The 22,284-nt window shown below is 48.2% G+C and carries 24 protein-coding genes; 15 read left to right on the forward strand and 9 right to left on the reverse strand.

All coding sequences use genetic code 11. From position 1 onward, the window contains the following. Positions 1 to 123: 123 nt before the first annotated feature. A complete protein-coding gene (gene sthA / locus NX722_RS05440; protein WP_262567075.1) occupies positions 124 to 1,518 on the forward strand; it encodes a Si-specific NAD(P)(+) transhydrogenase in 1,395 nt (464 codons plus the stop codon). Positions 1,519 to 1,558: 40 nt separating this feature from the next. Here the strand turns inward: sthA and NX722_RS05445 are convergent, their stop codons facing one another. Continuing rightward, positions 1,559 to 2,467, reverse strand: coding sequence for a LysR family transcriptional regulator (locus NX722_RS05445; RefSeq protein ID WP_262567076.1), 909 nt, complete (start codon positions 2,465 to 2,467; stop codon positions 1,559 to 1,561). A gap of 171 nt (positions 2,468 to 2,638) precedes the next feature. Between NX722_RS05445 and NX722_RS05450 the strand changes: the two genes are divergently transcribed. Continuing rightward, positions 2,639 to 3,820 carry a C45 family autoproteolytic acyltransferase/hydolase gene (locus NX722_RS05450; RefSeq protein ID WP_262567077.1) on the forward strand — a complete coding sequence of 394 codons (1,182 nt, stop codon included), beginning with the start codon at positions 2,639 to 2,641 and terminating at the stop codon, positions 3,818 to 3,820. A 203-nt stretch (positions 3,821 to 4,023) separates the two neighbouring features. Here the strand turns inward: NX722_RS05450 and NX722_RS05455 are convergent, their stop codons facing one another. After that, the gene (locus tag NX722_RS05455) at positions 4,024 to 6,000 is read right to left on the reverse strand and encodes a BCCT family transporter (RefSeq protein WP_262567078.1); all 1,977 of its coding nucleotides are present in this window, start codon (positions 5,998 to 6,000) and stop codon (positions 4,024 to 4,026) included. Positions 6,001 to 6,263: 263 nt separating this feature from the next. Between NX722_RS05455 and NX722_RS05460 the strand changes: the two genes are divergently transcribed. Genes NX722_RS05460 through NX722_RS05470 form a run of 3 tightly spaced genes read left to right on the forward strand, consistent with a single transcriptional unit; the run spans position 6,264 to position 9,395 of the window. After that, entirely contained in the window at positions 6,264 to 7,283 is a 1,020-nt protein-coding gene (locus NX722_RS05460) for an ABC transporter substrate-binding protein (protein ID WP_262567079.1), read from the forward strand. 17 nt (positions 7,284 to 7,300) lie between these two features. Beyond that, on the forward strand, positions 7,301 to 8,200 hold the full coding sequence (locus tag NX722_RS05465; protein ID WP_262567080.1) for an ABC transporter permease: 900 nt from the start codon (positions 7,301 to 7,303) through the stop codon (positions 8,198 to 8,200). Then, on the forward strand, positions 8,190 to 9,395 hold the full coding sequence (locus NX722_RS05470) for a quaternary amine ABC transporter ATP-binding protein (protein WP_262567081.1): 1,206 nt from the start codon (positions 8,190 to 8,192) through the stop codon (positions 9,393 to 9,395). Before NX722_RS05465 ends, NX722_RS05470 begins: the two co-directional genes overlap by 11 nt. 3 nt (positions 9,396 to 9,398) lie before the next feature. Here NX722_RS05470 and NX722_RS05475 read toward each other — a convergent pair whose 3' ends face one another. Further along, on the reverse strand, positions 9,399 to 10,232 hold the full coding sequence (locus NX722_RS05475; protein WP_407647959.1) for an ion transporter: 834 nt from the start codon (positions 10,230 to 10,232) through the stop codon (positions 9,399 to 9,401). Between the two features lie 145 nt (positions 10,233 to 10,377). Then, positions 10,378 to 11,124, reverse strand: coding sequence for an amidohydrolase family protein (locus NX722_RS05480; protein WP_322740966.1), 747 nt, complete (start codon positions 11,122 to 11,124; stop codon positions 10,378 to 10,380). Positions 11,125 to 11,177: 53 nt separating this feature from the next. Here NX722_RS05480 and NX722_RS05485 point away from each other — a divergent pair, with 53 nt between their 5' ends. Beyond that, positions 11,178 to 12,899 carry a recombinase family protein gene (locus NX722_RS05485; protein ID WP_262567082.1) on the forward strand — a complete coding sequence of 574 codons (1,722 nt, stop codon included), beginning with the start codon at positions 11,178 to 11,180 and terminating at the stop codon, positions 12,897 to 12,899. Between the two features lie 149 nt (positions 12,900 to 13,048). Here NX722_RS05485 and NX722_RS05490 read toward each other — a convergent pair whose 3' ends face one another. The 5 genes from NX722_RS05490 to NX722_RS05510 form a co-directional block, all read right to left on the reverse strand. Continuing rightward, positions 13,049 to 13,543, reverse strand: coding sequence for a Rha family transcriptional regulator (locus tag NX722_RS05490; RefSeq protein WP_262567083.1), 495 nt, complete (start codon positions 13,541 to 13,543; stop codon positions 13,049 to 13,051). 45 nt (positions 13,544 to 13,588) lie between these two features. Continuing rightward, positions 13,589 to 14,632 (reverse strand): RecT family recombinase, encoded by a 1,044-nt coding sequence (locus tag NX722_RS05495; RefSeq protein WP_262567084.1) that lies wholly within the window; start codon positions 14,630 to 14,632, stop codon positions 13,589 to 13,591. Then, positions 14,625 to 14,834 carry a hypothetical protein gene (locus NX722_RS05500; protein WP_262567085.1) on the reverse strand — a complete coding sequence of 70 codons (210 nt, stop codon included), beginning with the start codon at positions 14,832 to 14,834 and terminating at the stop codon, positions 14,625 to 14,627. Before NX722_RS05500 ends, NX722_RS05495 begins: the two co-directional genes overlap by 8 nt. Next, the gene (locus NX722_RS05505) at positions 14,831 to 15,799 is read right to left on the reverse strand and encodes a PD-(D/E)XK nuclease-like domain-containing protein (RefSeq protein ID WP_262567086.1); all 969 of its coding nucleotides are present in this window, start codon (positions 15,797 to 15,799) and stop codon (positions 14,831 to 14,833) included. Before NX722_RS05505 ends, NX722_RS05500 begins: the two co-directional genes overlap by 4 nt. Before the next feature lie 259 nt (positions 15,800 to 16,058). Beyond that, positions 16,059 to 16,739 carry a helix-turn-helix domain-containing protein gene (locus tag NX722_RS05510; RefSeq protein WP_262567087.1) on the reverse strand — a complete coding sequence of 227 codons (681 nt, stop codon included), beginning with the start codon at positions 16,737 to 16,739 and terminating at the stop codon, positions 16,059 to 16,061. A gap of 315 nt (positions 16,740 to 17,054) precedes the next feature. Here NX722_RS05510 and NX722_RS05515 point away from each other — a divergent pair, with 315 nt between their 5' ends. The 9 genes from NX722_RS05515 to NX722_RS05555 all read left to right on the forward strand — a co-directional run bounded on the left by NX722_RS05515 (position 17,055) and on the right by NX722_RS05555 (position 22,247). Beyond that, positions 17,055 to 17,984, forward strand: a complete 930-nt coding sequence (locus NX722_RS05515; RefSeq protein ID WP_262567088.1) for a primase-helicase zinc-binding domain-containing protein — start codon at positions 17,055 to 17,057, stop codon at positions 17,982 to 17,984. Next, positions 17,971 to 19,467 (forward strand): YfjI family protein, encoded by a 1,497-nt coding sequence (locus tag NX722_RS05520; protein WP_262567089.1) that lies wholly within the window; start codon positions 17,971 to 17,973, stop codon positions 19,465 to 19,467. Before NX722_RS05515 ends, NX722_RS05520 begins: the two co-directional genes overlap by 14 nt. A gap of 1 nt (position 19,468) precedes the next feature. Continuing rightward, positions 19,469 to 19,699, forward strand: a complete 231-nt coding sequence (locus NX722_RS05525) for a hypothetical protein (protein ID WP_262567090.1) — start codon at positions 19,469 to 19,471, stop codon at positions 19,697 to 19,699. A gap of 282 nt (positions 19,700 to 19,981) precedes the next feature. Further along, positions 19,982 to 20,203 (forward strand): hypothetical protein, encoded by a 222-nt coding sequence (locus NX722_RS05530; RefSeq protein ID WP_262567091.1) that lies wholly within the window; start codon positions 19,982 to 19,984, stop codon positions 20,201 to 20,203. Further along, positions 20,193 to 20,618 (forward strand): hypothetical protein, encoded by a 426-nt coding sequence (locus NX722_RS05535; protein WP_262567092.1) that lies wholly within the window; start codon positions 20,193 to 20,195, stop codon positions 20,616 to 20,618. Before NX722_RS05530 ends, NX722_RS05535 begins: the two co-directional genes overlap by 11 nt. Next, a complete protein-coding gene (locus tag NX722_RS05540) occupies positions 20,602 to 21,018 on the forward strand; it encodes a hypothetical protein (RefSeq protein ID WP_262567093.1) in 417 nt (138 codons plus the stop codon). Before NX722_RS05535 ends, NX722_RS05540 begins: the two co-directional genes overlap by 17 nt. A 35-nt stretch (positions 21,019 to 21,053) precedes the next feature. Further along, positions 21,054 to 21,383, forward strand: coding sequence for a hypothetical protein (locus NX722_RS05545; RefSeq protein WP_262567094.1), 330 nt, complete (start codon positions 21,054 to 21,056; stop codon positions 21,381 to 21,383). Positions 21,384 to 21,472: 89 nt separating this feature from the next. Next, on the forward strand, positions 21,473 to 21,742 hold the full coding sequence (locus NX722_RS05550) for a hypothetical protein (RefSeq protein WP_262567095.1): 270 nt from the start codon (positions 21,473 to 21,475) through the stop codon (positions 21,740 to 21,742). Positions 21,743 to 21,809: 67 nt separating this feature from the next. Continuing rightward, a complete protein-coding gene (locus NX722_RS05555; RefSeq protein WP_262567096.1) occupies positions 21,810 to 22,247 on the forward strand; it encodes a hypothetical protein in 438 nt (145 codons plus the stop codon). Positions 22,248 to 22,284 lie beyond the last annotated feature (37 nt).

A 22,284-nucleotide genomic window follows, 5' to 3' on the forward strand; every position in this document is an offset into this window, starting at 1 on the left:
CGGATGAGCGGGTAGTGGACTCACTGCCCGCCCAATAACAGGGTTTGCATAATAAAAAAAGCGTATTATCCGATGTGTGAATTTAAAATAACGATAAAATGGCAATCTCAAGGGGTATAAAGGATGGGAGTGAGCAACTACGACCTGGTGATCCTGGGGTCGGGTCCCGCCGGAGAGGGTGCCGCTATGAATGCGGTGAAGTTGGGAAAAAAGGTTGCAGTTGTTGAGCAGAGTCCGTTTGTTGGTGGCAGTTGTACCCATCTTGGGACTATTCCATCCAAAGCTTTGCGTCACGCAGTTAAGCAGATTATGGACTTTAACACCAATCCACTGTTTCGTGAGATCGGTGATCCCCGCTGGTTCAGTTTTCCCAAGGTGCTGAAAAGTGCTGAAAAAGTCATACAAAAACAGGTGCAGTCCCGCACTATGTACTACTCCCGCAATCGTATTGACCTGTACTTTGGCCGGGGAACTTTTGTGGATGAACACACTATTGAAGTGATTGAAAAGGGGGGCAATATCGAAAGGCTGCATGCGACCAATATCATTATTGCCACCGGTTCCCGCCCTTATCGCCCTGCCGATGTTGACTTCAGCCATTCACGAATCTTTGACAGTGACACGATTCTGGAGCTGACAAACACACCTCGTCGTATGATTATTTACGGTGCCGGAGTGATTGGTTCGGAATACGCGTCTATTTTTTCAGGACTTGGGGTGCTGGTTGATCTGGTGGATACCCGTGACCGGCTGTTATCTTTCCTCGATACGGAAATCTCCGATGCTCTGGGTTATCAGCTACGCAAGATGAACGTAATTATTCGCCATAATGAGGAATACCTGAAGGTTGAGCCCCTTGATGATGGCGTGGTGATGCACCTGAAAAGTGGCAAAAAGCTTAAGGCTGACCTGCTGCTCTGGGCCAATGGCAGAACCGGCAATACCCAGAACATGGGGCTGGAACTGATAGGTCTGAAGTCAGATAGCCGGGGGCAGCTGGAGGTTGACCAGCACTACCAGACTAACATTTCCCATATCTCTGCCGCTGGTGATGTGATTGGCTGGCCCAGTCTGGCCAGTGCCGCTTATGACCAGGGACGTTCTGCCGCCGGTAATGCTGGCAGTTCGCAAAAATGGCGTTATGTGAATGAAGTCCCCACTGGCATTTATACGATTCCGGAAATCAGTTCGCTGGGAGCAACGGAGGAAGAACTGACCGCTGCTGCTATCCCCTATGAAGTGGGCAAAGCGCTGTTCTCCCGTCTTGCCCGGGCACAGATTACCGGAGAAAAAGTGGGTATGCTGAAAATACTCTTTCATCGTGACACGGAAGAGGTGTTAGGTATCCACTGTTTTGGTGATCAGGCTTCAGAGATTGTTCATATCGGTCAGGCCGTGATGGCACAGACAGGTAAAGCCAATTCCATTCGTTACTTTTTGAATACGACCTTTAACTATCCGACCATGGCTGAGGCTTATCGAGTCGCTGCGCTGGATGGTATTAACCGGCTGTTCTGATACAAATACGGGTGTCATGTCTAAATGACTGATACCCGATTCACGACTTAACAGCGTACCCTCTAAATAGCTGCACCAACCGTCTTGCTACAGGCCCTCGATTTGTTTCTATCAGCCAGGTCTCATTAACTGACCATTCCAACTCATAATCATAATTACCCTCAAATTGCACTAAATCACCACTGTCTAATGCATCCAGGCAATCCACTAACGGTAAGTTAGTCCATCCGGCACCATTAATGGCAAGGGATTTTGCCATTTGAAAGCTATCAACGTGGAGTAAGTGATTGCCATAGTTTTGAGCTTCCACCCCAAGCCTGTTAATAGGAGCAAGCACTATCTGCTTCATAGTTCGAATCAAGCTGGGTTCGAGTGGGTGAGTCAGGTTCAATCCAAAGCTTTTAGCGTAGTCAGGTGACATCACACGGATAAATCGAAAATCAAATAATTTCCTTGTGGTTATTTCAGGGTGACAATAGAAATTGGATAAGGCCAGTCCCATATCAGCTTGCTTACTCAGCACCATTTCAATGACCTGCTCTGTATTACCCGTAAGCACTTCTATTTCAGTCGCTGGGAATTCTTTCGAAATTTCAGCAATCGTAAGCTCCGGTGCAAAAGCACTTAAAGAACTATCAATTGCTACTTTCAAATACGATTCACTCTCTTCAAAACAGAGCTGAACCCGCCGCCTGAAATGCTCAACCTCACTAAGCACTGACTTAGCGGGATGATATAGGCTTGTAGCGTCTTCTGTCGGAACAAGATGACCACCATTACGTTCAAATAGCGTCACTCCGAGGTCGATCTCTAAGTTACCAACGCGACGGCTGTAAGTCGTAGCATGTTTGCCATATTGCTGCGCAACTACAGCAAAACTGCCTGACTCGTAAGTTGTAACGAATGCCTTTAACTCGATTAACTTCAACTCTTTAAGAGCATTAAACATCCTACTTCTCCAAACTGAATTTTTGTCGTGCATTTTATGCACGGCAGCCGAGTTTGTCACACTAAAGGTCTGATGTATTTTAATGCCACCTAATTAAAGCTAAGTCTTATTATTCTCATTACTAAGGAATCTGAACCTGGGTTTCAGTTCAATAGTTACAAGGAAAACAACGTGCAAAAGACACTCATCGCTTTGGCTCTGGCTGTATCCGCTTTCGGCGCACAGGCAAAACTCATTCAGCACACGGATCAAATCGCAGAAATTAAGTTTACTGGTTCAAACTACGAATTAGGTAAACACGTTGGAGAAGTCGCAGGAGATCAGGTTCTTACGGCAATGGGCCGTTTTGATAAGTTAATGGGTATCATGCTTGAAGGCCTTAGCCTGGACAAAATTACTCAAACATTTGAAGAGAATGGTGTGCATGCAAAGCTGATGGAAACATCCCCTCATGCTGGTCAGTACATTAAAGGTCTGGCAGAAAGCCTGAATATGTCTCCAAACCGTCTGCTCGCGGTAGGCATGGCTGATGAAGCGGTTTTGGAGTCACAGCGTAATGGCGGCATGGGTTTCCTTGAGTCTGATGCGCCGCATGATCCAAGTGCTCCGTCTAAATGTACGATCTTTGCATACGCTGATGGCAGCGGCACAGCCTGGGGTCACTACAACTACGATTATATGGCGATCAATTACGAGCAGCTAATCGTAATGAATCATACTGACGTTGATGGCAAGACTAAGGTTGTTCAGACCTGGGCTGGCTTGCTGCCTTATGGTGGTGTGACTAAAGGTGGTCAGGCGATCATTGGCAACACGCTTGCTGATGAAGGTACTGCGCGTCAGCTGGATGGTGGTGAGATCATTGAGAAAGACTCAACTCCATCATTCCACCTGGCCTGGGAAATTTATGAGGGTGAGAAACCTCAAGACCTTGCCAATATTTATGCGATGTACGACAAGTACACCGCGTATTACTCTTACACTGCCGTTGGTGGAGATTCTGAGCTTGTTAGCGTTGAGAACACTTATGCTGATGGTTTACATATCACTGGTGGTAAAGCACTAACCCACGCTAACCATAGCACGACTAAGCACCACAAATTTGTTGATAAGGCGTTCGGTTCAAAATCTCTGGTTCGTCAAAAAGCTGCTGATGAGTTCATGAAAAAAGCTTCGATCAATACCACCAAAGAAGAAGCTTTTGCATTTGCTAAGACTGAACCGTTATGGAAAGGTCGCGGTGACATGATGGGTACAGTAACGACAACTCACTTCCGTGTGAATGGCAAAAAAGTTGATCTGTATATGCGTACTGATGATGACCACAAAGAAGTTCACATTTCAAACTACTAGGAGCCAGTAGGACAGCTTTAAGTCCGACAGGCTCCTGATGCACCGATCCATTGCATTTTACTTGTAGGTTTGAACGATCCCCAACACGGTAGCTCAATGTTATTCACCGTGTTGGGATTTACCCGGATGGTACAAGCACTTTGAAGCGGTCAACGATCATTGGCCACATAGACGAAATGGGCAAGAGCAACCCGAAAGTGGCTTTACCGCACCATGTGCAGAAAGTGCAGGTGCTTTTCATACTGGCTGACAATATCAGCAATGACCTGCTCTTTATTCCAGCCCATAATGTCATAATCCTGCCCACCTTCCCTGAGGAACACTTCTGCACGGAAGTATTTACGCTCTTCCTCGTCTTCTTCATCCAGAACAAAACTTGGCTGCAGGTAGGCTCTTGGAAATACCTGGTAGCTGAAATCGGTTTCCTCACCATGCAGGATATTCAGGGTCGGTGCGCTGGATTCCTGATCCAGCTCAACCGATGTATTGATCCCCTGGCTGATCAGCTCGCCAGCAACGGCTTCCATGGCAGGGATAACGACATCTTCACTAAAGCGATTGACATGAGCCCGGCGCGGGAAATGAACCAGGTTGTTAATGCGGGTTTGCCAGGATACGGATTTCTGCGACATAACGGGAGCCAGGTTAGTCTGGGTCAGGCTCTCTTTTTTGGCGGCGTCAATAGCCAGAGCCCTGAGCAGTCCATAGGTTGACATCATCAGAATAATGGAGAACGGCAGGGCACTGGCAATAGTTGCTGCCTGCAGTGTCTTCAGTCCGCCGGCCAGCATTAGCGCCATTGCTACCGCACCGATCAGGATGGACCAGAAAACCCTTTGCCACATGGGTGGATGGTCATGACCGTTGGACGCCAGAATATCAATCACCATGGCGCTGGAGTCGGACGAAGTGACGAAAAAAATGACCACCATCAGAATGGCGATAAACGAGAGCGCTTCAGAGAATGGGAACATCTCCAGAAACGTAAACAGTGCCAGAGAGGCGTCCTGCTGAACGACGGTGGCCAGTTGTCCGGCGGTGTCGTGCATAATGGCGTAGATAGCGGTATTACCGAACACCGTCATCCACAAAAAGGTCAGGCCGGTTGGTACAAAAAGGACGCCGGTAACAAATTCACGAATGGTCCGGCCTTTGGAAATACGGGCAATGAACATACCGACAAAGGGAGACCATGACAGCCAGAATGCCCAGTAGAACAGGGTCCAGCCGCCTATCCAGTTAGTGCCTTCATAGGCGTAGAGGTTAAAAGTTTTATCGACGATACCGGACAGGTAGCTACCGGTATTCTGCACAAACATCTGCAATAGCAGTACCGTAGGCCCCAGGAGAATGATCAGCAGAACCAGGGTCATCGCCAGCAGCAGGTTGGCTTCAGAAAGAAGGCGAATACCTTTATCAAGGCCGGTGGCAACGGATAGAGTAGCCAGTGCAGTAATGGCAATAACCAGTACGACCTGTACCATCGGTGTGACGGGCAGGCCAAACAGATAATTAAGACCAGAGTTGACCTGCATCACACCCAGCCCCAGCGAGGTGGCAACGCCGAATACCGTACCCAGAATGGCAAAAATATCGACGGCGTTACCGATGGGGCCATAAATTTTGTCGCCAATAACCGGATAAAGTGCGGAGCGCATGGTCAGGGGCAGTTCATGGCGATAGCCGAAAAATGCCAGTATCAGGGCAACAATGGCGTAAATGGCCCAGGCATGCAGGCCCCAGTGGAAGAACGTCAGCGTCATTGCCTCTCTGGCAGCGTCCAGCGTACCCGCTTCGCCCACCGGTGGGCTGATGAAATGTATAACGGGTTCGGATACCCCGAAGAACATCAGGCCAATGCCCATACCGGCAGAAAACAGCATGGCAAACCAGGAGCCGAAGCTGAAATCGGGTTCCGCGTGGTCTGGTCCCAGCTTGATTTCGCCATAACGGGAAATGCCGAGGAAGGTGACACAGAGCAGGATCAGGGCGACGACCAGAACATAGAACCAGCTGATGTTGTTGTTGATACTGGTCTGCATTCGGGAAAACAGCTCACTGGCATGGCCAGGAAAGGTAACGGTGTAGGCAACCAGGGCGAGTATCAGTACCGCTGAGCCAAAAAATACGGGCGGATTTAAAGTGTGTGGTATGGGGTTTGACGATGAGGTGTTTTGCATAATTCAGGATGTGCCTGATGAAGGGGGGATGGGATAACCAGCGGACAGGGTAGTCAATGTTCTTGTCAGTCCATGATGGAGAAGCGAGATAGTATAGATCAAATTATAGGAGATCAAATTATATTTACCTTTTGATCTTTTCTTATACAGAAAATACCCGTTGTTTTTACTGTATAAATAGCGATAGTTTGAATTAAATCTATTTGATAGGTAAATTGATAGCGAGATCATCTAAAAAATAACAAAGAGTATCTGGTTTTATTATGAAATTTGCCTCTCTTGCCAGCCTTTCCCTTTCCCTTTCCCTGTCCGCAATTGCCCACCCCTCAGTCGCCGCTGATAAAGACCAGTGCGGTAAAGTGACACTGGCGGATATGAACTGGAATTCTGCCACGTTGATCGCCCATATCGATCAGTTTGTGCTGACCCATGCGTTTCACTGCAAAGTGGAACTGGTTCCCGGTGATACCATGCCCACCGGGGCGTCCATGATTGAAAAAGGTGAACCGGATATTGCACCTGAGTTCTGGAGCAACTCCATGAAAGAGGCGATTGACAAAGGCATCAGTGAGCGGCGTCTGCTGGTGGCGGGAAAGGCTTTGTCAGAAGGTGGGGAGGAAGGTTTCTGGGTGCCTGAATATCTGGTCAGGCAATACCCGGAGCTGAAGAGTATTGAGGGAGTCCTTAAGCACACAAAATTATTCGAGCATCCTGAATACTCTGACAAGTCTGCTTTTTATGGTTGCCCGGCAGGTTGGAACTGCCAGATTTCTGCGGGCAATCTGTTTAATGCCCTGAAACTTGGGCAGGCGGGCTTTGACCTGGTTGACCCCGGCTCGGGCGCTGCACTGTCCGGTTCTATTGCCCGTGCCTATGAACGACATGAGCCCTGGTTTGGTTACTACTGGGCACCGACCGCCGTGCTGGGTAAATACCGGATGGTAAAAGTGGACTTTGGAGTAAAGCCTGATATTAAAGAATTCCTGAGCTGTACAACACAGGCTGATTGCCTGAGTCCTCAAGTCACTATGTACCCACCCTCACCGGTCAATACTCTGGTCACTGCCTCTTTTGCACAGCAGTCCCCTGAGGCTATGGGCTACCTCGGCAGGCGCTCCTTTACCAATCAGCAGATGAACCAGTTGCTGGCCTGGATGGAAGACAGTCAGGCTGACGGTGAAATGGCAATGGAGTACTTTCTCAGGGAGCATCAGGACGTGTGGCAGGTCTGGCTAACGGATGCTCAGGTTGAGCAGGTGGTTCAGGCTCTCAAACGTTTATAAGCAGGGAGGAGCTGACCATGGCTGAGCATTCCTTCTGGAGTCGCTTCCCGCAGATGGACCGTGAACAGTTGTTGTCTATTCGTAAAACACTGGATGGGTTGTACCGGGATTTTTCCAGAGAGTACGGGGACACCATTGAAGCCCTGTTTGACCCGTTACTGGATTTCCTGGTCTGGTTTGAGCAGTTACTGACCGGGTCACCCTGGTGGCTGGTACTGGGTATTATTGTCGGAATTGTTTATCTCGCCAGCCGGTCAGTCAAACTTACGACCGCAGTAACCTTTGTTCTGTTACTGATTGGCTATTTTGGTATGTGGCAGGACACCATGCGCACACTGAGCATGATAACGGTGTGTACCCTGCTGGCGATTGTGTTGGGAATACCGGTGGGTATTGCCATGGCGTTGTCAGACAGAATGCAGAAAATCGTAACGCCGCTGCTGGATGTCATGCAGACCATGCCTGCCTTTGTTTACCTGATACCCGTGGTGATGTTACTGGGCATCGGCAAGATTCCCGGACTCATCGCCGTCATTATTTATGCTATCCCGCCTGTGATTCGTCTGACCAATCTTGGCATTCGCCTGGTTGACCGGGAGGTGCTGGAAGCGTCCCGATCTTTTGGCGCAACAGCATGGCAGCGCCTGGTAGGCGTGCAGTTACCCTTGTCTATGCCAACCATTATGGCGGGTATAAACCAGACGATTATGATGGCCCTGGCTATGGTGGTCATTGCTTCCATGATCGGAGTCAAAGGACTGGGGCAGCCGGTGCTGAAAGCGATTACTAACCAGTACTTTACTCTTGGCTTATTGAATGGACTGGCGATTGTCGCCCTGGCCATTATTTTTGATCGGGTTTCCCAGTCCTGGGCTAAGCGTTCACAGCAGTATGGAGGGCAGCAACTTGACCAATAAGGGTGAGCCACTGATCCGAATCAAGGATTTGTATAAGGTGTTTGGCAGAGACCCGGAGCAGGCGCTGCAGCAGGTTCGCTCGGGTGTTGATAAAGATCAGCTGTTGCAGGATTCCGGACATACTCTGGCACTGCAGGCCATTAATCTGGAAATTTTTGCTGGTGAAGTGTTTGTTATTATGGGGCTGTCCGGTTCCGGCAAGTCGACCCTGATCAGGCATTTCAACCGCTTGATTGACCCAACCAGTGGTCAGCTGTATATAGAAGATAAAGATATACTGCAGTTGTCTGGTAAAGAGCTGGTTCAGTTTCGTCGTCATCGTTTATCGATGGTGTTTCAGCGTTTTGGCCTGATGCCGCATCTTACAACACTGGAAAATGTTGCCTATGGCCTGAAAATTCAGGGTGTCAGCAAGGCACAGCGGCAGCAACAGGCGCAGCAATGGCTGGAAACTGTAGGTCTGACCGGTTATGAACGGCACTATCCATCACAATTGTCGGGTGGACAGCAGCAGCGGGTAGGGCTGGCAAGAGCGCTGTGTACCGATGCCGATATTCTGTTGATGGATGAAGCCTTTTCGGCCCTGGACCCTTTGATTCGCAGTGAAATGCAGGACTTGCTGATTGAGCTTCAGGACCGGCTGCATAAAACCATTGTTTTTATCACTCACGATCTGGACGAAGCCTTAAGACTTGGTGACCGTATTGCCATTCTTAAGGATGGAGCCATCCAGCAGGTGGGCAAGCCGGAAACCATATTGCTGGAGCCTGCCACGGAATACGTGGAAGCCTTTGTTCGGGACGTGAACCGGGCGCGTGCCCTGACGGTTGAGACTGTGATGAATCCGCCCATTGCCCGTATTACCGCCAGAACCATTGGTGAAGCGCTTGAGCAGATGAAAAAACTGCCCGAGGATTACGGTTACTATGTGACGGAAGACGGTTATCAGGGGGGGCTGTTGCAGGAAACCCTGGAACAGGCTGCCAGAAAAAATTCAGAAGGAAAGCTGGTGCCTGACCTTTTTGAGGACTGGCCAGTCATCGCCCCCGACATGCTGATTGAAGAAGCATTGCCCGACACGCTGGAAGCTGACCATCACCTGCCGGTTGTCGATAAACACGGTGATCTTCAGGGGCAGCTAAGCCGCGAATCTCTGGTGGAGGTGTTCAGCGAGGTCAGCCATGAGGGTGCTTAGCCGTCATTTCTCCTGTTTAAGCAACAGCTGTTTAATGTCGTCCAGTTGTTGCTGTAACTCCATTAATGTTGGCTCCCCCCTTTCTTTCCTTGCTTGTTTGCGGTCTTTCTGGCGCTCGTCTTCCAGTACATTGACCACTATGCCGATGATCATGTTCAGGAAAGCAAAGGCGGTAAAAAAGATAAAGCTCAGGAAGTACGCCCAACTGAGGGGATAGACCTCCATGGTTTCATACATCACATCGGTCCAGTCTTCAAACGTCATCACCCGGAACAGGGTCAGCATGCTGACGGCAATATCCCGCCACAGTTCTTTGTTGATGTCATGGAAGAAGGTGCTGCCTATAGCGGCATAAATATAGAAGATGATAAACATCAGCAGCAGTACGTAACCCAGCTGGGGAAGGGCTTTCAGAAGTGAGTTCAGCAGCAGCCGGAGTTCCGGGATAATGGACACCATTCTCAGCACACGGAAGATTCGGATCAGCCTGCCGATCAGTGCCATATCGGTGTTATCGATAGGGATAACGCTGACGACAACAATCAGCGTATCGAAAATATTCCACCCGGATTTAAAGAAGTTCTTTTTGTTCTCCTCTGCCAGAAAGCGGATGGTGATCTCTGCCAGAAAGAACAGGGTAATGCCCCAGTCCAGTACGGTGATAAGGTGTGAAACTTCCTCCGGAATTTCATAGGTTTTGGCCCCGATCACCAGGGCTGAGAAGATGATGATGGAAATCACCAGCAGCTCAAACACCTTGTTGGAGCGTATGGTATAGAAACGGGATTGCCAGCTGTTTTGTCGCATGAGTAAACGATTGTTGTTGTGGTTGGTCATCGTATTTATAGAACAGTCATTTTAGCGGCAATTAAACAACTGACCAACGTTCGCTTCAGATAAACTTTCCCGGCTGTCTTTAAAGCTAATCGTACCTGTGTAGAAAGAGGGCTGACCAGTAATAACCACGGGTCAGCCTGTTACATCAGATCTGGTTGTAATAAAAGTCAACCGGCTGCTGGCCATTATGATGAATAATGGTGGTAGCTGGTCGGGTTGAAGCGATCAGTTTGCCATTACGGAAGGAGTGAGTGACAACGGCCTGACGACGTACCGCATCAAAAACCGATTCAGCATCCAGCAGAATCAGATTTGCCGGTTTGCCGGTTTCTATGCCGTAGCGGTCCTGAATGTTCAGGGCTCTGGCGCTGTTGCTGGTGATCAGTTCGATACCCCGGTTGATCTGGTCAAGCCCGGTCATCTGACAGCCTACCAGTCCTGTGAACAACACCTGTAGCATATTGCCGCCCTGCATCGGGAACCACTGATCCACAATGTTATCCTGACCGAAGCAGGCGTTCACACCCGCACCCAGCAGCTCTTCAATACGGGTGATACCACGACGTTTCGGGTAAGTGTCCATTCGCCCCTGAAGGTTCAGGTTGGTCACCGGGTTGGCGATAAAGTGAATGCCTGATTTTTGCAACAGACGCATCAACTTGACCACGTAGGCATTGTTGTAGGAGTGCATTGCCGTTGTATGGCTGGCGCTGACTCTCTGCCCCATGTTTCTTTCCAGTGCCAGACAGGCGACAGTTTCTACAAAACGGGACTGCTCGTCGTCGATTTCATCGCAATGGATATCAATCAGTGCGTCGTATTTTTCCGCCAGTTCAAACACCGTATGCAGGGACTCAATACCGTATTCTCTGGTGTATTCAAAATGAGGAATGCCGTAAAGGGTCTAATATATACTTTTAAATGGTCTTTTTTGGAGGATATAACATGAGGCCAAAAGTATATAGTTACATAAGGTTTAGTACCCCAGAACAAGCAAAAGGTCACAGCCTAAATCGTCAACTTAACTATGCAAAGAATTATGCAAAACAAAACGACATGGTACTTGAGGAAAGATTTACAATGCGTGATGAAGGTTTATCGGCATTTCATCAGACACACATAAAGCGAGGGGCTTTTGGGTTATTTTTATCAGCTGTTCAAACTGGAAAAGTCGCCTCTGGATCAGTATTGATTATTGAAGGTTTAGACAGAATGAGTAGAGCTGAACCTATAGAAGCACAGGCCATCTTGTCACAAATCATAATGGCAGGAATAACTGTTGTCACAGCTAGTGATAATAAGGTTTATGATAGAGAAACCGTAAAGAAAAACCCAATGGACTTGGTACTTTCACTTCTTATATTTGTCCGCGCCAATGAAGAAAGTGAAACAAAAAGCAAAAGGGTAAAAGAGTCAATTATTAGACAAATTAACCAATGGTTAGAAAATGGTCATGGAAAAATAATTAGAAATGGTCAAGCTCCTTATTGGTGTACACCTCGAAAAGATAAAAGTGGATTTGATCTAATTCCAGAAAGAGTAAAAATAATTAAGTTAATCATTGAATTTTATTTAAAAGGTTGGGGGTGCAATAAAATTGCAAGTTATTTGAATGATAATTACAAACCATTTAATAAAAATAAATGGTATACGCAATATATATCTTCAATAATGACTAGAAAAGACTTGATTGGTGAAAAGTCGCTTTTAGTAAATGGAAAAAACTATATTATACCAAATTACTATCCATCTGTTTTATCTAATGAAGAGTTTTACAATTTACAAGTAGCAATTAAAAAAAGAGCAAAGACAAAAGGTCAAAGAAACTTTCCAGGACTAATAACAGGCTTTAGAACAGCATTCTGTGGTTTATGCGGTGATGTTCTTGTTTCACAAAATTATGCTAACAGGGCAAAAAACGGAAAGTTAACAGATGGTTTGCGGCGTATTAAATGTAATTCAAGAAGCCGTTATGGATCAAAATGTATTAATGGCACTCCAATTTCTGTAGCAATGATTGAAAGGTCAATACTAGAATACTGCGCTGACCAGATGGAACTATCCAGTGTTCTAGGCGACAATGACAAAACAACAGAAATCAAGGCTACTATTGCCAGTCTGTACCAGCAGGCAGAAGAGGCTGAGCAGAAAATCAAAACAGGTGAGCAGTCAATTATTGAACTGTTAAGTCAGGGACAGACCGTTTCTGTCGTCACCAACATTGTTGAAAAATTCAAGGTTGAACACGAACAGCTACAGCAAAAAATAGTCATTCTTGAAGATGAGCTACGGTTTGAGTCAAGGAATAAGGCTACCGATCTTGTACAGGAATGGCAGGACATCAAAGCCGACGTTTATAACCTGAATGAGGAAACGAGGTTGTTGATCCGCCAACTGGTCAAACGCACCTTCAAGCGTATAGATATTTTCTTACATGGGATGGATAAATCAGAACACGCTGCCGTACGTTTACTGAAATCGGCTATTGGAACCAATGAAAACACGATTGATATGATACTGACCTTTCACAACAACAAAACCCGATTGCTTTCTATTGATAAGCAAACCGGGCTTTGGATCAATGGCGGGAATGTATCATTCAATGAGAAATCATTGACTCAAGGCCTGGAGGAAATTCAGACAGCTGAAGGCTTAATACCTGCTTAAAAACTGTAGAGCAATCCTGTATTACCTTTTTCATGATGGCTTCTTGTATATCCACAGGAAGCCCTAATTCAATATATTGATCGTCTTTCCATATATGAAATTGATGATTAATATAATCAGGATCAATTTTAACTAATGTCATAGTGGTATCACTCAATACAAAAATTAAATTTAATGATTAGCTGGCAATGCGCCGCCAGCTGCTTCTCAACCGCTTTAAGCAGTTTCTTGTCTTCTTTACGCTTATGCATCAGGCCACTGCCAATCTTTCCTATCTGTTCAGAGACTTTTATCTGCAAGGCAAGGTTTTGCAGCTGGCTGTAAGGCGATAAACCTGCCTCTTTCTGTTCAAGCTCAATCCAGCGGTCAACGATCCGTGCTGTAAATTCCGGGCAAAGGTTAGCTACCAGGTTAATGGATTCTGTCTTGTTCAGCCGACATAACTTCATCGGCCTGCCACCCTTCTTAGTACTATCGTGTTTTTGAGCAATTTGCTCAAAACTCCGTATGATGCCCTTTCCAGACAATTCTCTAATTTTTCTGAGTACATCCGGGTGTCTTACTTTGGTTACTTCAGAAACTTCCAAAGAGGTCATAGTCAACTCGCCGGACTCAACAACCTGGTGTATATTTAACGAAGTCATTTTATAACTCCCCAGGCCGAACCACCCAGTCGGCCTTCTTTTTCATCATTTCTGCAAAACAGCCATTTGCTGCTTATACGCCTTAACCGCCTGATCCTTTAAGTCAGGGTGGATCATCCCTTCCAGGTCTTTACCACACTCTTTCAACTCGTCGACCGTCTTACAGCTGGCAATGCTGTCCACTGCCAACTGCAAAGTGGTCTGGTCGTCTTCCGTGACTTCAGGCAATGGCACCTGCTTCTGCTCCCTGAGCAACTGACGCAACCGTGACGGCCTGTCGTCGTCTTCTTTATCTTCCTGTGTAGTATCCTGTTTGTGTTCTATGGGGGTATTCTCTGTACTGGTCAGTTCCTCGCCGTCCGGAAGGTCATTCTCTGTCCGTGCGGGCGGCGAGTGACTGTCCGTGCGGACGGCTAGTGACTCTCCCTGCGCTTTCAGGCGGGCTTTAAGGTCACTGTCAGGGGTTACGTCTTTTTCGACAGGCGTGCGGTTCTGTAGCTCCTCAGGGGTATAAATGCCCAACATTACATCCGGACAATGCAAACGCGCCCATTTTTTCAGTGTGGCGTAAGACAGCTGTTGTTTGGGATCGGTTGCCCACTGGGTAGACAGCCTCGGCTGGGCCTGTGACAGCATCAACCGCAGCACCCTGGGTTCACTTTCCCCAACCATAGTGGCGCTGACTTCACACCACAGCCCTTTTTCATCCTCAGGCTTCCAGTCCGGCACAGTGTAAGAGCCATTGCTGCCCTGTACCGTTTTAAACTTGTTCAGCACCCTGTCCCAGCCCTCAGAATAATTAAACTGCGGTCGTCCGGTAATTGGGGCGTGACGGGTGATGACCGCATTGATCAGCTGTGCCTCGTAACCGATCTTGCCCTTGATGACATGGGATTTCTGGGCAACGGAAAACGGGTTCATCTGCCACGCCGCCGCCTGCAGGGAAATCGCCAGGCAGTCACCGGGGCTGTTCTGCAACTCTTTGGGAACGGTACAGCGGCCACTGGCCATCAGCTCGGCAAAGCGGGTAATCCGGTCCAGGGTATCCAAATCGCCTAGTACGTTTTGTTGTGACGCTAACTCATTCATGCTTTTTACCTTGCTGGTTAACCAGGTGAAACAGGCGGGTATCAATGCTGTCTAGCTTGTCGGCAATGTAAAGCAGTGCAAACGCAATGACCTCCTTGTCACAGGTAAACTCATTAAGGCCGCAATACGTTGACAGACAGTCATCCAGAGCGTCATCCGCGCAGCGGTTAGTGTTAGTCTCAAAAGCGGTTTTGATGGTCATGCGACACACTCCATCCGTTTGAGGTACCAGCCAGGCATTGACAGGGTGCTGATGTTCTCGGCATAACCGGGCCACTGGTCAAAGGTTTTGCACTCTTCCAGGTCTTTCATGGCTTTTTCATAACGCCGTTTAGCCAGTTCCCGACTCCGGTCGTCCAGCTCATAAATCTGACACAGGTAAGGGGCATCACTCTCTACAGCAATAAACGCAAACAGGCTGCAAAGTTTTTCGGCACTGTTGAGCGTGGTCGTGTAATGCGCTTCCTGAAGGTCGTAGCCAAACCGGGCGCAGTCTTTGGCAAACTGTTCAGGGGATGAGCAGGCACAGGTTTTCAGGTCAGCGCAGATTCCGTCAGGTCGATACCAGTCAGCCCGGCATTTAATCAGCTGCCCGGTAGGCTCATGCGTTCCCCAGACCGACAGCTCAGGCTCACCGACTTTCAGCAAATCGGCGGCGTCTTCGTTGTCCAGAACACCGTCACGCATCCTTCTGGCCCTGTCCCAAAGCTCAGTCTTGATAATCCTTTTCCTGCTTTGCCGCTGGCGACTGATCAGTCTGTCCCAGACAGGGGCATTTGAATTGTGTTCCGTTATTCTCTGGATCAGCTCCTGCTTGACACCTGTCGTCGGCAGGTTGTTCTGCTCCAGGTATTTTTTCAGTTCCGGCACAGTCCGCATGGCGTCCGGAAAGTCATCAGTGTTCAGCTCTCGTTCATATCGGCTTTCAAACTGGTCACCCTCCAGTACCAGGCAGTGGACCAGTGTCCCAAGCAGCATGGCGTCGGTTTCTTTCCGGTCAGCCTGCTGCAAAACATACCGTTGGTGATAGTGGCGCGGGGACTGGTTAACAAAGGTTTTTATGGCGCTGGAAGACACACCAGGGGCAGCGTGGTATTTCCAGTCGGGGTGGTGGTGGATGATGGTTCCGTGAAGATAGTCGGAAGGGTTGACAGAAGAATGGTTCATTACATAGGACTCGATCAGAATTGCAATAAAACAACCTGAAAATAGTCAATGCAAAAAAGTTAAGGCAACAAAAAAATAGTTATAGATTAAAAAAAACTAAAAAAGTATTTTTAAATAATTCAGACATAGGTATATACACAGTGAAACAAGCGAATTTTCGAATATTCTAGTGCCGCAAGGGCTTCAGCCAAAAAAGGGCAGCGAATAAGCGGCGAATTTTGGGGCGAATTATCAAAATTCGCCCAGCCTTAAGCTTTTTTCAGTTGTTTTCTGTCCCACTGGACAGCTTATCGGGCTGTATATCATCAAATTTTTCAAAGCTGGTGAAGTTGACAAGGCGGTGATCCTTGACAAGCGAAAAACAAGCACTGACTGCGACGGCAAGAACCCTGTCACCAGTTCCCATAGTGGCGGCCTGAAACGCAGTGTTGTGCGGCATCAGGTATTGCTGGTCAGCCACTTCAACATACTGCCTAAACAAAATATTTCCACGGTAAAGGGCCAACACATACTCCATATTTTCTGGCACAAGGTCTGGGTTGAAATAAACCATTGAGTCCAGAGCAACCAGCCCCTGCATGTCAACCGCCGTACTGCGCCAGGCAAAGGCTTTGTCACTCATAATCCGGTATGCAGTGCCTATACGATCCTGGCTATGTTTAACTTTCTTTCCTTCGACCCATTGCAATACTTGGCTGTCTTCCAATATCGGAACATCATGGCGGTCTGGGGCTCCCTCATGCCCGTACCAGATATAATCAGGGTCAACTTCAAGAACCTGGCAGATACGGTTCATGGTGGTGCGCTTAATAACGTGCCTTTCCTTGATCAGCGCTTTCCATAGAGTGACGTAGTCATAATTGGCCTTGTTGGCTAAATTTGGCAAAGAAATTTTTTTTTCTTCGATCACAGCTTTAAGTCTTGTACGCCAGTCGCTCACGTTTTTATCCCTGATGTTTTGCAAGAATGCACAGTATAGAAAAACTTGCCAAATCAAAAATGCAACCTATAACTTTTATAAAATGCAATCAGGGAGTGTGTCCATGCATCCTTTTGAACATTTTTGCCAAGCCCGAAAGCAGCCCCTTACCGGACTGGCGGCAGATATAGGCATCAACAATGCCACCCTATACCGTGTGCGTACCGGACAAGGCGCCCAGACCACGCGTAAGATTCTCCAATGGTGCAGGAAAAATTACATCGATCCTTATGAGGTCTTCTGCTATCAGCCTGACAATAGCCAGACTCACTTAAAATGTTCTCTGAAACCGTAAAGCAGTCAGCCATTGGTCAGTGGGACACCCTTCTACAAAACATTGGTGGTCTTAGCAAACCAGAAACCACACCCAGCAAGAAGGGCATGCCCTGTCCACATTGTGGCGGCACCGACCGCTATGAGTTTAAAAGCGTTGAGAATGGCTTCTACATGTGCAGAGGCTGCGGCGCTGGTGATGGCTGGTCAATGCTGATGAAACGTCTGGGGACGGATTTCAAGGGGGCTGTTGAGCAGGTAGCGCAACACCTTGGCATTGTTCAAGGCTGCAACATTAAAAGACCCATTCCAAGGCCAGCAAAAACTGACGATTTTATAAGCCCTGAAATAAAAACCGCAGAAAACACAGGCAACAAGGCACAATATATCTGGAATCAGTCCGCCATAGACCCGTTTGACCATCCCTACCTTGTGCGAAAACACCTGCCTCCTTTAAAGCTAAGACGCTACCATGACTGTTTGGTTTCACAGGTTTACAACCCACAACAACAGCTCGTAAACCTGCAATTTATTGACCGGGACGGAAATAAAAGGTTTCTACGCGGAGGACAGACAAAAGGCTGCTTTCAGTGGTGGGGAAAGTGGGACAAACATGGTCCGGACAGCTGGTCCATTTTTATCTGCGAAGGGGTAGCGGACGCCATTAGCACCTTTCTTTTTTACCACCAGAGTCGAATTACCATTGCCGCCTATAGTGCTTCCAACATGGCCGCTGTCGGTGAGCAACTTAGGCAACGGTGTCACGGCCATCGGCTAGTTCTGGTCCTCGACAACGACACACCGTCCTCTAATCGTAAGTATCGCCCTGGCATGGCTTCACTGGTTGCCCACCACTGTTTTGATGACATCATCCTGCCGCCGGAAGGCAATGACGCATCCGATATATGGGTCAAACACCATGAGCAATACTAACGGGTTAGGTAAACTGATCAGCCTAGACGAGATGAGAAGCCTGCACGAAGTCATTGACGCCCTGATACCTGCGCCATCGTCTGACGAGGACAATGAAAAAGACCTGCCGGTTAACGCCCCGCCGCAAGTTACAGACGCTATGTTTCCGGGCTTGCTGGGTGAGATTACTGAAGCCTGCTGCAAGGACACAGAAGCAGTCCCGACTTCTGTAGGCGCTTACCTTTTGGTCTGGTTTACATCCCATATTGGTCGTACTCGTTACATGATGATTGGCGACGAGCAACGCTGGCTGAATAATTTTTTCCTTCTGGTTGGGCCTTCGGGGTCAGGCAAGGGAACCTCGGGTAAAGGCCCGGCAAGAATTTTTTACCAGGTACAGGATAAAATGCAGGTTCTGTTCCAGTCCGCTTTTGATGCGGGCCGTGGTGAGGGACTAAAGCAATGCCCAAACCTTCAAGTGCATAATGGTGGGCTGTCATCAGGTGAGGGTCTTGGCTTTGCGCTGGATGACGGAACTGATTCACCCATTCCTGGCAGAACGATTACTGACAAGCGCCTGCTGGTGATTGAAAGCGAGATGGCCAATACACTGTGCAATATGACCAGGCAGGGCAATACATTATCTGCCCAGTTGCGTAACGTCTACGACGGTGTGGACATCAAGCCGATGACAAAACGCGACAGGGTCAGTGTCAGCGATCCTTATATATGCCTGCTTGGTAACATAACCCCTGATGAATTGCTCAAGTTTGATGAAGACCGACTGCAGTCGTTTAATGGTCTGCTGAACCGCATGTTAATGCTATGGACACAGCCACAAAAACTGGTGTCCAGACCCAAAACGATGGATAGCAACACCTTGTCCGGGTTTTCCAGCACAATTGCCGAACATATCATGAAAGCCAGAAATGGCCGGTTTGAAACCCACTGGAAAAAACTCCGGTTACAGACCGAACCGTTGCTGTTCACCAAATCAGCAGAAGACCTGTGGGACAGGTCATATAGCCGATTGGTTAACCAGCCCTACAGTAAACGTATCGAGCCACTGGTCAGACGACACCGATTGCATGCCAGGCTGATGGCTGCGGCTCTAGCTCTGTTTCAGGGACATGAAGTGGTAACAAGGGAAGATATGGAGGGAGCCCTTGACTGGATAGAGTTCTCCAGGCAGTCCATTGTCTTCTGTTATCGAACCCAGACAGAACAGAGAAAGGTTGAGGCGATACACGTCATGGCCAAGAAGGTTCTCTATGCCATTCATGTACTCTGTCAGAAAAACAATACCTGCACCCGTACCGATATACATAATTTATGCCAGCGAAAGCTGCGCAGAGAGCAATTAACCGAGGCACTTGAACTGCTTATTAATCAAGTCCCTCCACTGATCCAGCAGAAACTTAAGCGGCTTGAATCTGGTCGCAGTGTTCCTGTGTACCTGCCGACAGCGGACGCTAAATGTTTGATTAGTAGAGAGTGTGTTTAACATGAACACCAAAGACCCCACGCTTAATGTAAACCTACTTCTGGAGCAGATGACAGGGTGCATTGACCTTACTCAGCAAAATGCACAGCACTACAACGACCGTGAAATCACAGCCAATCTGGCGGATGTTCAGAAACGTTATGTCAATCTTATGAAAAATGAAATGTATCCGTCTGAGAATTCCATAAGGGTAGTACTGGATGCAGAAAAGGTTGAAAAGCAAGGGAAATAAGTGGGGGGGGGGTGGTGCCGGGCGCTAGATAAGCCTGCTAAGCAGCCCCCCAACCTTTTATCCAAAGACTCTTGTATAAGTCAGGACACCCGGCATGGAAGCCGCTTGTCCAGAACGAGAAAAGGTTCCCGCCATAGCACTGGTATCTAGCCAGTTCAGACAGACGAGCGGGAACCAGTCTACCAGATAACGGAAAAGGTTAGCAATGCTAACCCCGCTATTTGGTAGACCCATACAGTGTAACCAACCCCAGGGCCAGTTTCATCTGGCCGGGAGGTGATAATGAGCAGGGATTATTCCGGTGGCGCTTATCATAGGACAAATTCAAAATTTTCAAAGCTGGGCAAGACCGAGCAACGCCTGCGCCTGTCCCGAGACATACGGCGATGGCTTAACAGTGGCCATCATATTCAGCAACTACCGCCCGGCCCTGTTACAGCGGTCGGACGACTTGACAAATTTTCCATCCTGATGATTGAGTCCGGGTACGCCTATGAACTCTGACAGTGCCAGAAAATCCGTAAACAAGGGCAAGAACGGCGAGCGCGAGTTTATCCGCACCGTGTACCGCCTCACCAATGGTGCGGTAGAGCTGCGGCGCAACCTGCGACAGTGCCGCGACGGCGGCGACGACCTCGGCGGCGCAGGGCTGTTCAGCTTTGAAATCAAGCGCTGGGCGCGCGTCAGTGACGCACTGGTGCGCGACTGGTGGACGCAGGCGCAGCGCAACGCAAGAAAGCAACGAAAAACGCCGGTACTCGCCTATCGGGCCGACCACCAAGGTTGGAAGGTCGCGATGCACCCAAACTATTACTTTGACGAGCAGGACATACGCGGCTGCATGACGATGGATGTTGAACTGTTTTGCCGGTTTTTGCTTGACCCGAAATGGGTACAGGAACATGGCCAGAAAACCTGACGTTATTGACCGGATTCTGGAACACTGGGCCAGCTGGCGAATAACGCTTGAACTGTACGAAGGCACTGGCCCCAGTTCCATTGTGCGGTTTAAGGAACCTGCAGGCACGGTTAATACAGGCTCCCGTCCACTGTTTTACGGCAATGCCAACCGACGTCTTGCTGCCCTGAATGCTGATCTTTGTATTAACTTAGAGGCTTTACAGGTCAACTGTCTATTAGTTTTGTACGGTCTGCCTGGCGAAGACAACCTCAAGGCACGGCGCTTTGGACTAAGTTTGTCAAAGCTCGGCACTATCCGCAAACAGGGCCGGGTCATTGCCCGACAACATATCTCCCCTACCATCCGGCTATCCATTGGAGGCCATGATGATCAGTTACGAAGAACAGCTGCTGGATAACCCTGAAGCTCAGGCGACCGCCGAAGGCTGGTCGGGTGGAGGCGAAGCCGGAACGAATTGGAGCGACTTGTTATATGGCGAATAGCACAGACTCGCAGTTAAAAAAGCAAGATTTCATGGGTTACGCAAGACCTGTTAGCCGTGAAGAAGCAGAAGAACTTTGGTCAAAAGAAGGCTTCCAAAAACTAAATAGCTTTATGATCAGGGCAATGCAGAAACCCAGTGTTACTGATATATGGTATGCCTGGTATCCGGTGCGATATGGAGCTTTAGGCACTGGTCGCTGGGTTTGGCTCAGAAAGGTTTGGCGTAACCGTTGTGGGGGAACCGCAATATACCAGCCGTTAAGCATGGTAAATGATTAAGCCATATAACCCCTTTATCAGCCGCCGCCGTAGCGGTCGGCTGGATGAAATTGTTATGTGGCGATTTGCACGAAGCTATGGAGATAAAAATGGATAAACGAAATTTAGGTGCGTTTGAAATACCAATAGAATTTGTTGAAAAAGAACCTGAACAACTCGCACGAATTTTTGGATTAATGACATTCGTTCCTGTCAGGGTTGAGTGTTTGTGGCACAAGTCTGTTTTTGAGTACATTGGCCTATCTCCAAAGTTTAAGGAAGTACCGGAAGGAGCAACTGCCAGAAAGTACCAACTAACGTGTACCGATGCGTATAATGGGGAAGTTTCAGACGTTACAGTAACTGATGTAGCCACATAACCCTGAAGTTGTGAGGCGTGCCGTAGGCACGTCATTACGAACGACTTGTTATGTTTCGGGAGATTGAATGAAGTTAGTACATTACACAGACAACCATGATTTTGAAGTCCATCCAGTGACTATCAAAAACGAAATGTGGATTAAGCCGCAGGGTGGTATCTGGTGTAGCCCAGTTGAAGCTGAGTGGGGATGGAAAGAGTGGTGCAAAGAATCTGATTTTTACTGTGCCAAGCATGAAGTAAAAATTCAGATCAGCACCGATAACTTGTACATCATTGACTCGTTTGATGATCTGGATAAGTTGCCTGTCGCACCAAAAGAAATACCACTGCCGTTTGAAGTTTTGGACTTTGAGCGGATCAAAGAATCAGGCATTGATGCTATCCACCTGACCATTAAAGGTGAGCAGGAAACCAGATTTACACGACCAAAATGGCTTTATGGCTGGGACTGCGAATCAGTCTTGATACTGAACGAGCAATGTATTGAGAAAATAGAAACATAACCCCGTTTTCAGGGGTGCGACCATCGGGAGCATCCCT

The organism is Endozoicomonas gorgoniicola (genome assembly GCF_025562715.2).
In the GTDB taxonomy this organism is placed as follows: Bacteria; Pseudomonadota; Gammaproteobacteria; order Pseudomonadales; family Endozoicomonadaceae; genus Endozoicomonas_A; species Endozoicomonas_A gorgoniicola.

What these genes read in the sequence shown, in the direction of transcription:
- sthA (WP_262567075.1), top strand. Translation starts at nt 124, where the DNA reads ATGGGAGTGAGCAACTACGACCTGGTGATCCTGGGGTCGGGTCCCGCC.
- NX722_RS05445 (WP_262567076.1), bottom strand. Translation starts at nt 2,467, where the DNA reads ATGTTTAATGCTCTTAAAGAGTTGAAGTTAATCGAGTTAAAGGCATTC.
- NX722_RS05455 (WP_262567078.1), bottom strand. Translation starts at nt 6,000, where the DNA reads ATGCAAAACACCTCATCGTCAAACCCCATACCACACACTTTAAATCCG.
- NX722_RS05460 (WP_262567079.1), top strand. Translation starts at nt 6,264, where the DNA reads ATGAAATTTGCCTCTCTTGCCAGCCTTTCCCTTTCCCTTTCCCTGTCC.
- NX722_RS05465 (WP_262567080.1), top strand. Translation starts at nt 7,301, where the DNA reads ATGGCTGAGCATTCCTTCTGGAGTCGCTTCCCGCAGATGGACCGTGAA.
- NX722_RS05475 (WP_407647959.1), bottom strand. Translation starts at nt 10,232, where the DNA reads ATGACCAACCACAACAACAATCGTTTACTCATGCGACAAAACAGCTGG.
- NX722_RS05485 (WP_262567082.1), top strand. Translation starts at nt 11,178, where the DNA reads ATGAGGCCAAAAGTATATAGTTACATAAGGTTTAGTACCCCAGAACAA.
- NX722_RS05490 (WP_262567083.1), bottom strand. Translation starts at nt 13,543, where the DNA reads ATGACTTCGTTAAATATACACCAGGTTGTTGAGTCCGGCGAGTTGACT.
- NX722_RS05495 (WP_262567084.1), bottom strand. Translation starts at nt 14,632, where the DNA reads ATGAATGAGTTAGCGTCACAACAAAACGTACTAGGCGATTTGGATACC.
- NX722_RS05500 (WP_262567085.1), bottom strand. Translation starts at nt 14,834, where the DNA reads ATGACCATCAAAACCGCTTTTGAGACTAACACTAACCGCTGCGCGGAT.
- NX722_RS05505 (WP_262567086.1), bottom strand. Translation starts at nt 15,799, where the DNA reads ATGAACCATTCTTCTGTCAACCCTTCCGACTATCTTCACGGAACCATC.
- NX722_RS05515 (WP_262567088.1), top strand. Translation starts at nt 17,055, where the DNA reads ATGTTCTCTGAAACCGTAAAGCAGTCAGCCATTGGTCAGTGGGACACC.
- NX722_RS05520 (WP_262567089.1), top strand. Translation starts at nt 17,971, where the DNA reads ATGAGCAATACTAACGGGTTAGGTAAACTGATCAGCCTAGACGAGATG.
- NX722_RS05525 (WP_262567090.1), top strand. Translation starts at nt 19,469, where the DNA reads ATGAACACCAAAGACCCCACGCTTAATGTAAACCTACTTCTGGAGCAG.
- NX722_RS05530 (WP_262567091.1), top strand. Translation starts at nt 19,982, where the DNA reads ATGAGCAGGGATTATTCCGGTGGCGCTTATCATAGGACAAATTCAAAA.
- NX722_RS05535 (WP_262567092.1), top strand. Translation starts at nt 20,193, where the DNA reads ATGAACTCTGACAGTGCCAGAAAATCCGTAAACAAGGGCAAGAACGGC.
- NX722_RS05540 (WP_262567093.1), top strand. Translation starts at nt 20,602, where the DNA reads ATGGCCAGAAAACCTGACGTTATTGACCGGATTCTGGAACACTGGGCC.
- NX722_RS05550 (WP_262567095.1), top strand. Translation starts at nt 21,473, where the DNA reads ATGGATAAACGAAATTTAGGTGCGTTTGAAATACCAATAGAATTTGTT.
- NX722_RS05555 (WP_262567096.1), top strand. Translation starts at nt 21,810, where the DNA reads ATGAAGTTAGTACATTACACAGACAACCATGATTTTGAAGTCCATCCA.